This window comes from Fundidesulfovibrio terrae (assembly GCF_022808915.1).
GTDB classification, from domain to species: domain Bacteria; phylum Desulfobacterota; class Desulfovibrionia; order Desulfovibrionales; family Desulfovibrionaceae; genus Fundidesulfovibrio; species Fundidesulfovibrio terrae.
The window spans coordinates 770,515-785,571 of the sequence record NZ_JAKZFS010000001.1; the positions used below are offsets into that span (position 1 = coordinate 770,515).

13 protein-coding genes are annotated in these 15,057 nt (G+C 64.6%); all 13 read right to left on the minus strand.

Translation table 11 applies throughout. From position 1 onward, the window contains the following. Positions 1-6: 6 nt before the first annotated feature. Complete coding sequence (locus ML540_RS03605; RefSeq protein ID WP_243358584.1) at positions 7-474, minus strand: hydrogenase iron-sulfur subunit; 468 nt, start codon at positions 472-474, stop codon at positions 7-9. A 2-nt stretch (positions 475-476) separates the two neighbouring features. Beyond that, a complete protein-coding gene (locus tag ML540_RS03610) occupies positions 477-2,450 on the minus strand; it encodes a CoB--CoM heterodisulfide reductase iron-sulfur subunit A family protein (RefSeq protein WP_243358586.1) in 1,974 nt (657 codons plus the stop codon). Positions 2,451-2,586: 136 nt separating this feature from the next. Then, a complete protein-coding gene (locus ML540_RS03615) occupies positions 2,587-3,489 on the minus strand; it encodes a CoB--CoM heterodisulfide reductase iron-sulfur subunit B family protein (RefSeq protein WP_243358588.1) in 903 nt (300 codons plus the stop codon). Then, positions 3,486-4,046, minus strand: coding sequence for a 4Fe-4S dicluster domain-containing protein (locus tag ML540_RS03620; protein ID WP_243358589.1), 561 nt, complete (start codon positions 4,044-4,046; stop codon positions 3,486-3,488). The genes ML540_RS03615 and ML540_RS03620 overlap by 4 nt, the downstream gene beginning before the upstream one ends. 298 nt (positions 4,047-4,344) lie before the next feature. Beyond that, the gene (gene gltA / locus ML540_RS03625; protein WP_243358590.1) at positions 4,345-5,775 is read right to left on the minus strand and encodes an NADPH-dependent glutamate synthase; all 1,431 of its coding nucleotides are present in this window, start codon (positions 5,773-5,775) and stop codon (positions 4,345-4,347) included. After that, entirely contained in the window at positions 5,750-6,607 is an 858-nt protein-coding gene (locus tag ML540_RS03630; protein WP_243358591.1) for a sulfide/dihydroorotate dehydrogenase-like FAD/NAD-binding protein, read from the minus strand. The genes gltA and ML540_RS03630 overlap by 26 nt, the downstream gene beginning before the upstream one ends. Positions 6,608-6,996: 389 nt before the next feature. Beyond that, positions 6,997-7,554: a Fe-S-containing hydro-lyase gene (locus ML540_RS03635; protein ID WP_243358592.1), complete on the minus strand. Its 558-nt coding sequence runs from the start codon at positions 7,552-7,554 to the stop codon at positions 6,997-6,999. Next, positions 7,554-8,393 carry a fumarate hydratase gene (locus ML540_RS03640; protein ID WP_243358593.1) on the minus strand — a complete coding sequence of 280 codons (840 nt, stop codon included), beginning with the start codon at positions 8,391-8,393 and terminating at the stop codon, positions 7,554-7,556. The genes ML540_RS03635 and ML540_RS03640 overlap by 1 nt, the downstream gene beginning before the upstream one ends. A gap of 177 nt (positions 8,394-8,570) precedes the next feature. Further along, positions 8,571-9,332 carry a fumarate reductase iron-sulfur subunit gene (locus tag ML540_RS03645; RefSeq protein WP_243358594.1) on the minus strand — a complete coding sequence of 254 codons (762 nt, stop codon included), beginning with the start codon at positions 9,330-9,332 and terminating at the stop codon, positions 8,571-8,573. Positions 9,333-9,351: 19 nt separating this feature from the next. Beyond that, positions 9,352-11,211, minus strand: coding sequence for a fumarate reductase flavoprotein subunit (locus ML540_RS03650; protein ID WP_243358595.1), 1,860 nt, complete (start codon positions 11,209-11,211; stop codon positions 9,352-9,354). Positions 11,212-11,221: 10 nt separating this feature from the next. Then, positions 11,222-11,881: a succinate dehydrogenase/fumarate reductase transmembrane subunit gene (locus tag ML540_RS03655; protein WP_243358596.1), complete on the minus strand. Its 660-nt coding sequence runs from the start codon at positions 11,879-11,881 to the stop codon at positions 11,222-11,224. Positions 11,882-11,901: 20 nt separating this feature from the next. Further along, positions 11,902-13,233: a dicarboxylate/amino acid:cation symporter gene (locus tag ML540_RS03660; RefSeq protein WP_243358597.1), complete on the minus strand. Its 1,332-nt coding sequence runs from the start codon at positions 13,231-13,233 to the stop codon at positions 11,902-11,904. A gap of 453 nt (positions 13,234-13,686) precedes the next feature. Next, positions 13,687-15,039, minus strand: coding sequence for a C4-dicarboxylate transporter DctA (dctA, locus tag ML540_RS03665; protein ID WP_243358598.1), 1,353 nt, complete (start codon positions 15,037-15,039; stop codon positions 13,687-13,689). Between the last annotated feature and the right edge of the window lie 18 nt (positions 15,040-15,057).

The following is a 15,057-nucleotide window of genomic DNA, read 5'->3' on the forward strand; positions in this document are numbered from 1 at the left end:
CTCCGCCTAGGCCGGGATGTCCACTTCAAGGGTTCTGCCGAAGGCGCAGGCCCTAGCCTGAGCGTCCTTGCCGATGCGTTGGATGGGGCCGAGGGCGTGGATCTGGTTGGTGAAGGTGGTGACCACGTGCTGCCAGCGCTGGCCTTCCGAGGCCGAGACCCAGGTGTATTCGAAACGCCCCTGGTCGATGCCGATGACCGGAAGGAAACGCTTGAGCACCTCCAGGCGGCGCCTGGCGTAGTAGTTGCCCTCGGAATAGTGGCAGTCGCGCGGGTGGCAGCCCGAAACCAGCACGCCGTCCGCGCCGCCGATCAGGGTTTTCAGCACGAAGAGCGGATCGATGCGCCCCGAGCACGGGAGGCGGATGATGCGCAGGTCCGTGGGCTGGATGAACCGGCCCACGCCCGCCGTGTCCGCCCCGCCGTAGGAGCACCAGTTGCAGAGAAAGCCTACGATGCGCAATTCCTTGTCCATGCCTAGGCCTCCTCAAGCTGGTTTTCGAGCAGGACGTTGATCTCGGCCAGGATCTGGTTGTCGGTGAAGTGCTGGAGCTGGATGGCTCCCTGGCGGCAGGTGGAGGTGCACAGGCCGCAGCCCTGGCACACGGTCTCGATGACCTGCACCTTCATCTCGCCGCGCTGCTCGAGTTCCTTGATGGCCCCGAACGGGCAGGTCATGGCGCACTTCATACAGCCCACGCAGCGCTTGAGGTCCACCTTGGCCACCTGCGGGTCGCTCTGCAGCTGGTCCTTGGAGAAGAGCCCCAGCACCTTGGCCGCGGCCGCGCTGCCCTGGGCCACCGAGGAGGGGATGTCCTTGGGCCCCTGGGCGCACCCGGCCAGGTAGACCCCGGCCGTGTTGGTCTCCACGGGCTTGAGCTTGGGATGCCCTTCCATGAAGAATCCGTAGGAATCGTACGAGATGCGAAGCTTCTCTGCCAGCTGGGCCGAGCCCGCCGCGCCTTCGGCGCCCACGGCCAGCACCACCAGGTCGGCCTCGACCTCCACCTGGGTTCCGGCCAGGGTGTCGGCGCCGCGCACGATCATCTTGTCGCCCTTGGGGTAGACCATGGACACGCGCCCGCGAATGTACTGCGCGCCGTATTCCTCCATGGTCCGCCGGGTGAACTCGTCGTACATCTTTCCGGGGGCGCGGATGTCCATGTAGAACACGTAGGACTGGCTGTCCGGGATGTGGTCCTTGGTGAGGATGGCCTGCTTGGCGGTGTACATGCAGCAGAAGCCCGAGCAGTAGGGCCTTCCCACGGACTTGTCGCGCGAGCCCACGCACTGGATGAAGGCCACGGTCTTGGGCTCCTTGCCGTCGGAGGGGCGCTTGATGTGCCCGCCCGTCGGGCCGGAGGCCGAAAGGATGCGCTCGTACTGCAGCGAGGTGATCACGTCCGGGTAGCGGCCCGCGCCGTATTCGCCGTAGACGGTCCAGTCCATGAGGTCGTAGCCGGTGGCCGTGATGATAGCCCCCACTTCCTCGGTGACCATGACGTCCTGCTGCTCGTAGTCGATGCACTTGGTGGGGCAGACCTTGGCGCAGACGCCGCACTTGCCGGTCTTGAAGCGGATGCAGGAAGCCCGGTCGATGGCGGCCTTCTTGGGGATGGCCTGGGGGAAGGGAATGTTGATGGCCGTGGTCTTGCCCACGTTCTCGTTGAAGGGGTCCGGGCTTTTCTTGCTGGGGCACTTTTCCATGCAGGCCCCGCAGCCGGTGCAGTTCTTCCAGTCCACGTAGGTGGCCTTGCGGCGGATCTCCACCTGATAGTTGCCCACGTAGCCGAACACGTCGTCCACTTCGGCGTTGGCGTAGAGCGTGATGTTGGGGTGCTGGGCCACGTCCACCATCTTGGGGCCGAGGATGCAACTGGAGCAGTCCACGGTGGGGAAGGTCTTGTCCAGCTTGGCCATCTTGCCGCCGATAGAGGTGGTCTTCTCAACGAGCACCACTTCCAGACCGCCGTCGGCGCAGTCCAGGGCGGCCTGGATGCCGGCCACGCCGCCGCCGATGACCATGACCCGCTTGTTGATGGCGAAGCTCTTGGGGTAGAGCGGCTTGTTCTGGGCCAGCTTGGCCACGGCCATGCGCACCAGGTCGATGGCCTTGCGGGTGTTGGCCCCCTTGTCCTTGCCGATCCAGGAGACGTGCTCGCGGATGTTGGCCATTTCGAACATGTAGGGGTTAAGGCCCGCGCGGGCCACGGTGCGCATGAAGGTGGGGCCGTGCATGCGCGGGGTGCAGGAGGCCACCACGGCGCCGTCCAGGCCTTTTTCCTTGATGGCGCGGACGATGCCTTCCTGGCCCGGTTCCGAGCAGGCGTACATGGTGTCCGAGGCGAAGGCCACCTCAGGCATGGCCTTGGCGGCCTCGGCCACCTTCACCACGTCCACGGTGCCCGCGATGTTGGAGCCGCAATGGCAGACGAAAACTCCGATCTTCATATTCTCACCGCTCTCCTGACGGGCCGGTCCCGTCCGACGTCGGTTGGCATTTTGCCAAGCCCCCTAAACGGGATTCCAAAGGGAGGAACTCCCTTTGGCCGCCGGAGGCATCTTTTCCGCCTTTCTTTTCCTGATCTTATCCAGCCTTCCTCTCCGCCCTGGCTTCCAGTGAATCCAAGAGCGCCTTGGGACTCACGCAGAGCTTGGAGAGGCCCAGGTCCTTCTCGCCGATCCCCAGGGCCAGGCCCAGGAGCTGGGTGAAGTAGAACACCGGCATGTTGTGGCTGGTCTTGTTGGCCGAGTTGATCTGGTCCTGTCTGAGGTCCAGGTTCATCTGGCACAGGGGGCAGGCCGTGACCATGGCGTCGGCGCCGTTCAGCGCCGCCATGTCCAAGAGCTTGCCCGAAAGAGTCTGCACGATGTCGCGCCGGGCCACGCCGTAGGACGCGCCGCAGCACTCCACCTTGAGGGGAAAGGCGACGGGTTCGGCCCCCACGGCCTCCATGAGCTGGTCCATGGCCACGGGGTTCTCGTGGTCGTCGAACTCCATGATCTCGGGCGGGCGGTTCATGATGCAGCCGTAGTACGGGGCGAGCTTCAGCCCCGTGAGCCACTTGAACACCTTGGGCCGCACGGCGTCCACGCCCACGTCCTCGATGATGGCCTGCAGCACGGACTTGACCGGCAGGGTGTTCCTCACGGGCTTGTCCAAAAGCCTGTTCACCTCGGCGGCGAACTCGGGTTTCCTGATCCGCACTGCCGCGGTCTTCAGGTTGGTCAGACAGCTGGGGCAGGGGGTGATGATGGCGCGGACGTCTTCCAGCATCTCGGCCAGGGCCAGGTTTCGCCCGGCCAGGGCGCTGGAGAGGCGGTGGTCCACGGTGTGGGCCGGGGAGGAGCCGCAGCAGCTCCAGTCGGGGATGTCCACCAGTTCCATGCCCAGGGCTTGGCAGACCGCGCGGGTGGAGGTGTCGTATTCCTTGGACGTGCCAAGGCCCGAGCATCCGGGATAGTAGGCGTAACGCAGCCGCGTGCTCATTTGTGGCCCTCCTGCCGGAACCGCTCGAATATCTTGGCGATGGCCGCCGGGTTCTTCACCTTGTGGGGCAGGGGTGAAAGCTTGCCTTTGGGCAGGATCTTGGGGGCCAGGTCCACGTCGGTCCAGAAGCGTCCGGTCTTCATGATGAAACTCACCAGGAGGCCCATCTCGAAGGCCCGGCCGTTCTTCTCCACCGACTCCAGGAAGCTGTCCACGAAGGACTTCACCCCGTATTCGGTGTCCTGGCCCTCGCGCCGGGCCATGTGGCGCAGCGTGTCCATGACGTGGGCCACGTCGATGTTGTTGGGGCAGCGGGTGGTGCAGGACTGGCACGTGGCGCACAGCCAGATGGAGCGGCAAGAGAGCAGGGTCTGTTTCTGCCCTGCCTGGAGAAGCCGCATGACCTGGTGGACGGGGATGTCGTAGACGAAGGTGTAGGGGCAACCGGCGGTGCAGTTGCCGCACTGGTAGCACAGGCTCACCTTCTGTCCGGATTCCTTCTCCACCCGGGCGATGAAATCCAGGTCCCGGGAGGCGGTGAGAGAGATGACGTTCATAGGCCCAACTCAACCTCTGTTTAAGGATAAGATGCTTGCTTGAAGCGTCCAGTGTGTGGGGACGTATTCTTTACAGTCATGGCAAATCCACCGCAAGTCCTTTGAGAGGAACGGGCGGCATGCAAGACTGGACAGATGTACGTTTAGACTGTCCCTTTTCGGGCGGGACGACCCCTCGGAAACGCCTGGCGCGGATCGAAGACATGCCGACGGACCACCCGTCGTACATGCCGTTCGCTCTCGCCCGCTCGCCTAGCATCCTCGCCAGGCGGTCCGGAGAGGCCGTCCCGTTACGCTTTTAGCCTATGAGCCGCCTGGCGATCTCCTTTGCGGCGCGCCGTCCCGCTCCCATGGCCGAGATGACCGTGGCCGCGCCGGTGACGATGTCGCCGCCCGCGAACACATTGGGAATGGACGTTTCACCCGTCTCTTCATTGATGACGATGTAGCCCCACTTGTTGAGCTCAAGTCCCGGGGTGGACTGCCCGATCAGGGGGTTGGAGCCCGTGCCCACGGCGATGATGGCCATGTCGCAGGGGATTTCGCAGAACTCCCCGTCGCAGGCGATGGGGCTGCAGCGGCCGGACTCGTCGGGCTCGCCCAGCATCATCTTCTGCACGGTGAGGGACTTGAGCCAGCCCTTTTCGTCACCCACCAGCTCAACGGGGGCGTTCAGGCACATGAGCTCGATGCCCTCGTCCTTGGCGTGGTGGAGCTCCTCCAGGCGGGCGGGCATCTCCTTCTCGGTGCGGCGGTACACGATCATGACCCGCTCCGCGCCCAGGCGCTTGGCCGTGCGCGCGGCGTCCATGGCCACGTTGCCCGCGCCGAACACGGCCACGTTCTTGCCCGTGTAGGCCGGGGTGTCGTGCTCGGGGAAGTTGTAGGCCCGTCCCAGGTTCACCCGGGTGAGGTATTCGTTGGCGGAGAACACGCCGATCAGGTTTTCGCCGGGCACGCGCAGGAACTTGGGCAGGCCCGCGCCCACGCCGATGAACACGGCGTTGAAGCCCTGGTCCAGGAGGTCCTGCACGGTGATGGTCTTGCCGCCCACCCAGTTGGTGTGGAACTCCACGCCCTGGGCGCGCATGGCGTCGATCTCCTTGCGCACGATGGCCTTGGGCAGGCGGAACTCCGGGATGCCGTAGACCAGGACGCCGCCCAGCTCGTGCAGGGCCTCGTACACGTGCACCTTGATGCCCTGGGCCGAGAGGTATCCGGCCACGGTGAGGCTGGACGGCCCGGCCCCGATGCAGGCCACCTTGAGGCCCTCGCGCTCCAGGGAGCAGGCGTGGTCGCCGGTGAGCTGTTCGCAGGCGTCGGAGGCCATGTAGGTGTCGGCCACGAAGCGCTCCAGGCGGCCGATGGCCACGGGCTCGCCCTTCTTGCCCAGGATGCAGGAACCCTCGCACTGGGTCTCCTGGGGGCAGACCCGGCCGCACACGGCGGGCAGGGAGTTGGTTTCGCGCAGCACCCGGTAGGCTTCGTGCAGGTCGCCCGCGACGATCTGCTTGATGAAGCCGGGGATGTCGATCTCCACCGGGCAGCCCTTGCGGCACAGGGGCTTCTTGCACTGGATGCACCGGCTGGCCTCGATGGCGGCCATCTCCGGGGTGTAGCCCAGGGTCACTTCCTGGAAGTTCTTCACCCGCTCGGCGGCCGGCTGTTCCGGCATGGGCGTGCGGGGAGTCTTCACCTTCTTGTTATCGGCAGGAGCATTTGCAGACATGGCTCTTCTTGAACTCCTCGTAGGAAATCTGTTCCATGACCTTGAAGGCCGAAAGGCGGCTGGAGAGCTCCTTGAAGTCCACCAGCTGTCCGTCGAACTCGGGGCCGTCCACGCAGGCGAACTTGGTCTTGCCGCCCACGCTCACCCGGCAGGCGCCGCACATGCCGATGCCGTCCACCATGATGGAGTTGAGACTCACCGTGGTATGGACGCCGAACGGCTTGGTGGTGCGGGCCACCGCGGCCATCATGGGCACGGGGCCCACGGCCACGACCTCACCGATGGTGGGGTCGGCCTTCAGGCGCGCTTCCAGGATCTCGGTCACCAGGCCCTTGTGGCCGTAGGAGCCGTCGTCGGTGGAGACCAGCACCTCGGGACAGAAGCGCTTGAGCTCGTCCTCGAACAGGAGCAGGTCCTTGGTGCGCGCGCCGATGATGGCGATGACATGGTTGCCGGCCATGTGGTGCCCCTTGGCGATGTGGTGCATGGCCGCGATGCCGGTGCCGCCGCCCACGCAGATCACGGGGCCGGACAGCTTGTGGATGTCGGTGTCCTTTCCGAGGGGGCCGCAGAGGTCGAGGATTTCCTCGCCTTCCTTGAGGGTTTCAAGATGGGCGGTCGTCTTGCCGAGAACGAGATAGACGATGGTGATCGTCCCGGCCTCTTTGTCGGTGTCGGCGATGGTCAGGGGGATGCGTTCGCCCCCCTCGCACACGCGCAGAATGACGAAATTTCCGGGCTTGGCCTTGGCCGCGATGTGCGGCGCTTCCAGGGTCAGCTCGCTGGTCTGCCCCGGGATGAGGCTTCGTTTCTTTAAAATCCTGCTTGGCATCTCCTAACTCCTTGGGCGGTCTCTTCGTCAGGGCGGCGGCAATTCCTCCTGCGACGGTAGGACTTGCCGGTGGGAGCTTCGCGGTTTTCGTTTCCCCGCATTCCTAAGTGCGTCCGGTAGAGCGTCCGGTCAAGCACGGGAACGGCGCGGGGAGAAAGCCACGCGGCTCTTTTTGGCGGCGCGGGGGGCGTCCTCCCAAACGCTTCCCCGCGCGCGCCGCGGAATGCAAGACACCCTGTCAGCCAATCCCCGAAGGCATTGTATGCCTGCCAGCCAGCCTCGGAGAAGGGAGTCAAGCCTTCCCGCAAAAGCGCGAGCGTTCGCCCTCTTGCGGGAAGACCGGTCCGCCGGGTTGGCGTGTGGCGGACCGGCCCCCTCGGGTGGACCGGCTAGCCCGCCAGGGCAGCCTCCAGGTTAGGCGTGGTGTAAAGTTCCCCGCCGTGACAATCGTTTATCACGAGCAGGGGGAATTTTTCCACGGTGAGTTCGCGGATGGCCTCGGGGCCCAAGTCCTCGTACGCGATGACCTTCGCCGCCTTGATGGCCTGGGACAGCAGCGCGCCGGCGCCGCCGGTGGCGCCGAAATAGGCCGCCTTGTACTTGGCCATGGCGTCCTTGACTTCCGGGCTGCGCTTGCCCTTGCCGATGGTGCCCTTGAGCCCCAGGCTGTGCAGGCGGGGGGCGTAGGTGTCCATGCGGTAGGAGGTGGTGGGCCCGGCCGAGCCGATGGGGCGTCCCGGAGGCGCGGGGCTCGGTCCCACGTAGTAGATCAGCGCGCCCTTGAGGTCGAAGGGCAGGGCCTCTCCCTTGTCCAGGGAATCGGTCAGTCGCTTGTGGGCGGCGTCGCGGCCGGTGTAGATGGTGCCGGTGATGTACACCACGTCGCCGGACTTCAACTTCTCGATGTCCGCGTCGGTGAGCGGGGTCGTCAGGGTATATTCGGCCATTAGAGCACGACCTCCTTGTGCCGCGCGGAGTGGCACTGCACGTTCACGGCCAGGGGCAGGCTGGCCAGATGGCAGGGGGCCACCATGATCTTGACGCCCAGGCAGGTGGTCTTGCCGCCCAGGCCCATGGGCCCGATGTTGAGCTTGTTGATGGAGGCCAGGACCTCTTCCTCAAGCTTGGCGATGTCGGCATCGGGATGCTTGTCGTCGATGTCGCGCAGGAGCGCCTTCTTGGAGTTGATGGCCGCCAGCTCGAAGTTGCCGCCGATGCCGATGCCCACCAGGATGGGGGGGCAGGGGTTGGGGCCCGCCTCGGCCACGCGGTTGATGATGAACTCGCGAAGGCCCTTCCATCCGGCGGCCGGGGGGAACATCATGACCCGGCTCATGTTCTCGGAGCCGCCGCCCTTGGCCATCATCCATATCTTCAGCTTGTCGCCGGGGACCAGGTCGAAGTGGATGATGGCGGGGCCGTTGTCCCCGGTGTTCTTGCGGGTGAAGGGATCGCAGGAGGACTTGCGCAGGTATCCCTCCTTGTAGCCCTTGACCATGCCCTCGTTGATGGCCTGGCGGAGGCTCATGCCCTCCACGTGGGCGTCCTCGCCCATCTCCACGAAGAACACGGCGAGGCCGCAGTCCTGGCAGAGGGGCAGGCCGGTCTCCCTGGAGAGCTCGGCGTTCTCGAGAAGCTGGCGGAAGGTTTCCTTAGCTGCCGGGTTCTCCTCGGCGGCCTGGCGTTCCTTGAAGGTCCGCAGGACGTCCTCGGGGAGTTCGCGGTTGGCCGCGATGCACATCTCGGCCACCTTGTCGATGATCGTCTGCGCTGGAATCGTACGCATCGCATCTCCCTTTTTGGGGGGCCGGGGCGGGGGCTTTTAGCCCCCTGCCCCGTCCGGGGTCTAATCCCCACCGGACCCGGGGGTGGTGTGTTCTCCCCCGGCGCTCCCTCGGTTCATGGCTCGTAAGCGGGCATCCCTTGGCAGTGGTGCGGCCCGCGAAGCCGATTGAATAAGGACCTACAGGTTGATCTCCCGCTTGAGGAAACTGGGCAGGAAGTTGTTGACGGCGGCGAAGGCCATCTTCTTGCGCAGCTTGCCCAGAACGTCCTGCAGGGGCAGGTACTTGGGGCACACGTCCTGGCAGGCCAGGAGGCCCATGCAGCCGAAGATGCCCTCGTCGGTGCCGATGATGTCGAAGTATTCCTTCTCGGTACGCTCGTCGCGGGGATCGAGCATGAAGCGGGCGACGCGGTTCAGGGTCGTGGCTCCGAGGAAGTCCTCGCGCATCAGCGCCGTGCCGCAGGCGGCCACGCAGCAGCCGCACTCCACGCAGCGGTCGAGCTCGTAGATGGCTTCGGCCACGGCGTTGTCCATGCGCTCTTCCTGGGCGGTGGGGTCGAAGACCTTCTTGGTGTGGCACCAGGATTCGATCTTCTTGTACATGGCGCGGAACCAGGTTCCGGTGTCCACGGACAGGTCTCCCACCAGCTTGAAGATGGGCAGGGGCATGAGGGTGATCTCGTCGGGGAGATCCTTGGTCTTGGTGTGGCAGGCCAGGCCCGGGCGGCCGTTGACCACCATGGCGCAGGCCCCGCAGATGCCGGCGCGGCAGCAGAAGTCGAACTGCAGCGAGGGGTCCTGTTCTTCGCGCAGGCGGTTCAGCACGATGAAGAGCGTCATGGACTCGGTTTCATCGATGGTGAAGCTCTGCATGTGCGGGACCGAGTTGGGGTCCTGCGGATTGTACCGGAATATATTGAATTTCAGCATTCTGGCCATTGTATGCTCCTTGCCTTCCCTAGGCCTTCTTGCCCTTGGGCGTGGCCTTGGGCGGGGTGTCCATGGGGATGATCTTGCCGCCGCCGTAGCCGCGTTCACCAGGGGGAATCTCGAACACCGTGGTGGAGGGCTCGTAGTTGAGCGTCGGCAGGACATCCTCGGGCTTGGCCCAGGTGGCCAGGGTGCGGTTCAGCCAGTCGCGGTCGTTGCGCTCGGGGAAGTCCTCGCGGGTGTGCGCGCCGCGCGATTCGGTACGTTTCAGCGCCGCGTAGCACACGCACTGGGCCAGCTTGACCATGCCTTCGATCTTGAGGGCGATGGCCAGCTCCTGGTTGGCGCCAAGGCCATTGGACTTGAGCCCCACCTTGCGGGCGCGCACCAGGATCTCGGAGAGCTTGTCCACGCTTTCCTGCAGGTCGGCGCCGTTACGGAAGATGCCCGCGCCCTTCATGATGGTGTCGAACATGGCGTTGCGCACGGCGTAGACGTTCTCGCGGCCGTTGGTGCCGTGGATGAGCGCCCGGATGCGGTCTTCCTGCTTGCGGTAGGCGTCGCGCATGCATTCGGTCTTGATGACCGTCTCGGTGCCAGAGAGGAACTCCACCACCTTGCCGCCCACGTGCATGCCGGCCACGATGGTCTCGGCCAGGGAGTTGCCGCCCAGGCGGTTGAAGCCGTGCATGTCCCAGCAGGCTGCTTCGCCCGCGGAGTAGAGGCCCTTCAGGCCGTAGGCCGCGCCGTCCTTGTTGGTGCGCACGCCGCCCATGGAGTAGTGCTGGGTGGGGCGCACGGGGATGAGCTGGTGCACCGGGTCCACGCCCAGGAAGGATTCGCAGATCTCCTGCACTTCACGCAGCTTGGTGGTGATGTGCTTTTCGCCCAGGTGGCGGATGTCCAGCCAGAGGTGGTCGCCGTAGGGGCTCTTCACGCCCAGGCCCTTGCGCATGTGTTCGGTCATGCGGCGGCTGACCACGTCGCGGGAGGCCAGCTCGGCCTTGTCCGGCTCGTAGTCCGGCATGAAGCGGTACTGGTTCACGTCCAGGAGCGTTCCGCCGTCGCCTCGGCAGCCTTCGGTCACCAGGATGTCCGTGGGCACGATGCCGGTGGGGTGGAACTGGATGGCCTCGGGGTTGCCCATGGGCACCACGCCGGTATCCAGGGCGGCGATGTGGCCGCCGCCGTCGCAGATGACCGCGTTGGTGGACTCGCGGTAGATGCGTCCGTAGCCGCCGGTGGCGATCAGCGTGGCGCGCGACAGGTAGGCACGCAGCTCGCCGGTCTTCAGGCAGCGCACGATGGCGCCCATGCAGGTCTCGCCGTCATGGATCAGGGCGATGGCCTCGGTCTTGTCGTGGACTTCGACGCCCATCTGGGCGGCGCGGTTGTCCAGGGTGTAGAGCACGGCGTGGCCGGTGCCGTCCGAGGTGTAGCAGGTGCGCCACTTGGCGGTGCCGCCGAAGCTGCGGGAGTGGATGAGGCCCTCGTTCTCGGGCTTCTCGAAGGCGGTGAACGGCTTGCCGCCCTTGTAGTAGGTGGCCTCGCCGGGCACCACGCGGTTCCAGGGCACGCCCCAGAAGGCCATCTGGCGCATGGCGATGGGGGCGGTGTCCACGAAGATGCGGGCGCATTCCTGGTCGGCGCCCCAGTCGGAGCCCTTCACCGTGTCCGCGAAGTGCACATCCGGGGAGTCGCCCTCGCCCATGGCCGAGTTGCCGAGCGCCGCCTGCATGCCGCCCTGGGCGGCCGAGGAGTGGGAGCGCCTGGCCGGGACCAGGGAGAGGCAGATGACGGAGAAGCCGTTGTCCGCGGCCTCGATGGCCACGCGCTCGCCGGCCAGGCCCGCGCCGATGCACAAGAGGTCGGTTTGGAATATCTGCATGTCGGTATCCTTATTTGATTGCCAGGAACCAGAAGCGCAGCAGCGTGAGCACGCCGATGCCGATCATGATGGCGGTGAGCATGTTCTCCTTCTTCTTGAAGCCGAACCGCCCCTTGCTGTCGATAACGCCCCATTTGACCATGATGCGGTAGAAGCCGATGCCCACGTGCAGCTCCACCATGGGCAAGAGCACCAGATAGAAGAGCATCCACCAGCCGCCCTGGACGCGCGCGGCGGACTTGGCCGCGGTGATGGGGAGGTCAGTGAGCACAACCCACATGTGGATGGAGCCCATGAGGAGGATGATCATGGCCGTGACGGCCTGGACGACCCACAACCAGGTGTCGGAGTGGTGCATGCGCTTGGCGTTGGCCAGCATGACGCCCTGCTCCTTGGAGGTGAAGGGGATCTTGCGCGCGGCCAGCACGAAGTGGAAGAGGAACAGGGCGAAGATGGCGGGACCGCCAACCTGGGCCATGCCGGTCGCTTCGAAGAAGTGGCCGATGGCGTTCATGACGCCGGGGCCTATGATCACGCTTGAGACCAGGAACAGGTGCGCCCACATGAACATGACCAGGCATGCGCCGGACAGCATCTGGAACCAGTCCAGATAGGCCGCGCACCTGCAGCTGACCACGGGTTTGTGGGTGGCGATGGACGGGATCGACATTTACTTCCTCCTCCCTTGAGTTAGGCGTCGGTCTTGTTGCAACCGACTGCGGGTTCCATGACGAGTACTTCTTCCGGCTGCTCGGCTTCCAGTTCATAATCGCCGTCCAGAACGCATTTCAACCGGTTTTTATCAAGAGAGTTCTCCCAGTTGGCCACAACGATCGTGGCAACGCCGTTGCCGATCATGTTGGTGAGCGCCCGGCAGGTCGCCATGAACCAGTCCACGCCCAGGAGCAGGGCCAATCCCGCCACAGGCAGGGTAGGCACGGTGGAGAGCGTGGCGGCCAGGCAGATGAAGCCGCCGCCGGCCACTGCGGCCGCGCCCTTGGAGGTGAGCAGCAGGATGCCCAGGATGGTCATTTCCTGCCCGAAGGTGAGCGGGGTGTTGGTGGCCTGGGCGATGAACACGGCCGCCATGGTAAGGTAGATGCTGGTGCCGTCCAGGTTGAAGGTGTAGCCGGTGGGGATGGTCAGGCCCACGACCGACTGGGCGCACCCGGCGTTCTCCAGCTTGGCCATGAGGCGGGGGAGCACGGTTTCCGAGGAGGAGGTGCCCATGACCACGAAGAATTCTTCCTTGATGTACTTGATGAATTTCCAGAGGCTGAATCCGTTCAGCTTGGCGATGGTGCCGAGCACCAGGAAGACGAACAGGAAGGCGGTGAGGTAGACGCCCGCCAGGAGCTTGAGAAGGCCGGTGAGGGTGCCGCCGCCGAAGCTGGCCACGGCGAAGGCCATGGCGCCCATGGCGCCCAGGGGCGCGAGCTTCATGATGTAGCCGATGGCCACGAACATGCCGTGGGTGAACTCGTCGATGAAGTGCAGCACCTTCTCGCCCTGCTTGCCCATATGGGCCAGGCCGAAGCCGAAGAGGATCGAGAACAGCAGCACCTGGAGAATCTCACCCCGGGCGAAGGCGTCCACCACGGAGTTGGGGATGATGTTCATCACGAAGTCCAGGGTGCTCAGATGCTTCGAGCCCGAGGTGAACTGGGCGATCCCGTGGGTGTCCAGCTGGGAGACGTCCACGTTGATTCCCTTGCCGGGCGCGATCAGGTGCACCATGGCCAAGCCGATGACCAGGGCCAGGGTGGTGACGGCCTCGAAGTAGAGCAGGGCCTTGACGCCCACGCGGCCGACCTTCTTCATGTCGCCCATTTTGGCGATGCCCACGACGACCGTTCCGAAGATGATGGGCGCGATCATCATTTTGATGAGCTTGATGAAGCCCGTGCCGATCGGCTTGAGATCCTTGGCCAGATGGGGCGCGAAGAATCCGAGGGTTATGCCGATGGCGATGCCCACGATGACCTGGAAATACAACGTCTGGTAAAACTTCTTTCCTTCCACTGTCCCACTCCTCGAGTCGCACTGCTGTTGAAAACGGATGTTCCGACCGACCTCTCTTTGGCCGCCGCGCCGCCGGATACGTTCCGGAGGGGGGCGGTGTTCTCTGAAATGCCTCAGCCTCGAAAGACCATGTTAGGGTTGCGTGATGCTGGTTCCTGTCGGGCGACTTCCCTTTGAGGCAATAAGCGTGCCAGTTTGCGCCTCTTGGGTGGGCGCCTGGGAAGTCCTTTGCAGAAGAGGGTTTATGGTTTGCGGGCGGACGGGAGCAGGCAGTGGGTGCTCCCTCGGTGGTGTGGCGCTACCATGTGGCGCACGCCACACATGTGTGGCGTGCGCCACATATGTGTGCGGTGATGGTCGGGGCGTCGGAACAAGGGGACGGGACAAAAAAGACCGGTCCGTACGGCTGGCATATACGGACCGGTCTCGCGTTACGCTTTGCAGGCTCGGTAATTAGGCCTTGTCGTTCTTGCCGCTGGGCTGCTCGGCGATGAGCATGTCCTCGGGGTCGTCGGCGTAGCCGTTGGAGAGGCTGCCCGCGAGCACCGTCTGGAGCTTCTTCTCGTTCAGCGCGCCTTCCCACTTGGCGACCACCAGGGTGGCCACGCCGTTGCCGATCAGGTTGGTGATGGCGCGGGCTTCGGACATGAAGCGGTCCACGCCCAGAAGCAGGGTGAGCGAGGCCATGGGGATGTTGCCCACGGAGCCCATGGTGGCGGCCAGGGTGATGAAGCCGCCGCCGGTGACCGCCGCCGCTCCCTTGGAGGTCAGGAGCAGGACGAACATCATGTAGAGCTGGTCGGCCAGGGTCAGGGGGGTGTTGGTGGCCTGGGCCAGGAACACGACCGCCATGGTCAGGTAGATGCAGGTGCCGTCCAGGTTGAAGGAATAGCCCATGGGCAGGGTCAGGCCCACCACGGACTGGTCGGCGCCCGCGTTCTCCATCTTGGCCATCATGCGGGGCAGGGCCGCCTCGGAGGACGAGGTGCCAAGCACCAGGAGGATTTCCTCAGAGATGTACTTGAGGTATTTCCACAGGGAGAACCCGGCCAGCTTGCACACGATCCACAGCACCACGAAGATGAACAGCAGGCACGTGGAGTAGACGTCGATCATCAGCCTGCCCAGGGCCAGGAGCGCGTCCGCCCCCTGGGTGGACACCACCACGGCCATGGCTCCGAACGCGCCGAACGGCGCGAAGTACATGATGTAATGGACGACCTTGAAGATGCCCTTGGCGAACTCGTCGATGAATTGCGTGACGTGTCTGGCCTTGTCGCCCAGGGCGGAGAGGCCGGTGCCGAAGAGGATGGAGAAGAACAGGACCTGGAGGATGTCGCCCTTGGAGAACGCGCCCACCACCGAATCCGGAACGATGTTGGTGAGGAATTCCACGGTGGAGAGCTTCTTGGTCTCGCCGGCGTACGCCTCGACCTTCTTCACCTGCGCGGCGTCGGCCTGCATCTTGGCGGCGTACTCGTCCATGCCCACGCCGGGCTTGGTGAAGTTGACCACCACCATGCCGATGGCCAGGGCGAAAAGGGTCATTGTCCAGAAATAGAGCATGGCCTTGAGGCCCACGCGGCCCACCTTGCCCATGTCGCCCATCTTGGCGATGCCGGTGACCACCGTGCAGAAGATGATGGGAGCGATGACCATCTTGACCATCTTGATGAATGTCTTGGCCAGGGGCTCGAGCCCGGAGGCGAAATGCTTGGTCTGGGGAATGAAGCCGATGAGAATGCCCATGGCGATGCCGAAAAGAACCCAGAAATACAAAGTCTTGTAAATCTTTTTGCCTGCCATTTTTCCTGTCTCCTGGAT

Bases quoted from the DNA above. Each gene is read 5' to 3' on its own strand.
- ML540_RS03640 (WP_243358593.1), bottom strand. From the start codon at position 8,393: ATGCGTACGATTCCAGCGCAGACGATCATCGACAAGGTGGCCGAGATG.
- ML540_RS03620 (WP_243358589.1), bottom strand. From the start codon at position 4,046: ATGAACGTCATCTCTCTCACCGCCTCCCGGGACCTGGATTTCATCGCC.
- ML540_RS03650 (WP_243358595.1), bottom strand. From the start codon at position 11,211: ATGCAGATATTCCAAACCGACCTCTTGTGCATCGGCGCGGGCCTGGCC.
- ML540_RS03605 (WP_243358584.1), bottom strand. From the start codon at position 474: ATGGACAAGGAATTGCGCATCGTAGGCTTTCTCTGCAACTGGTGCTCC.
- ML540_RS03655 (WP_243358596.1), bottom strand. From the start codon at position 11,881: ATGTCGATCCCGTCCATCGCCACCCACAAACCCGTGGTCAGCTGCAGG.
- ML540_RS03645 (WP_243358594.1), bottom strand. From the start codon at position 9,332: ATGGCCAGAATGCTGAAATTCAATATATTCCGGTACAATCCGCAGGAC.
- ML540_RS03630 (WP_243358591.1), bottom strand. From the start codon at position 6,607: ATGCCAAGCAGGATTTTAAAGAAACGAAGCCTCATCCCGGGGCAGACC.
- ML540_RS03635 (WP_243358592.1), bottom strand. From the start codon at position 7,554: ATGGCCGAATATACCCTGACGACCCCGCTCACCGACGCGGACATCGAG.
- gltA (WP_243358590.1), bottom strand. From the start codon at position 5,775: ATGTCTGCAAATGCTCCTGCCGATAACAAGAAGGTGAAGACTCCCCGC.
- ML540_RS03615 (WP_243358588.1), bottom strand. From the start codon at position 3,489: ATGAGCACGCGGCTGCGTTACGCCTACTATCCCGGATGCTCGGGCCTT.
- dctA (WP_243358598.1), bottom strand. From the start codon at position 15,039: ATGGCAGGCAAAAAGATTTACAAGACTTTGTATTTCTGGGTTCTTTTC.
- ML540_RS03610 (WP_243358586.1), bottom strand. From the start codon at position 2,450: ATGAAGATCGGAGTTTTCGTCTGCCATTGCGGCTCCAACATCGCGGGC.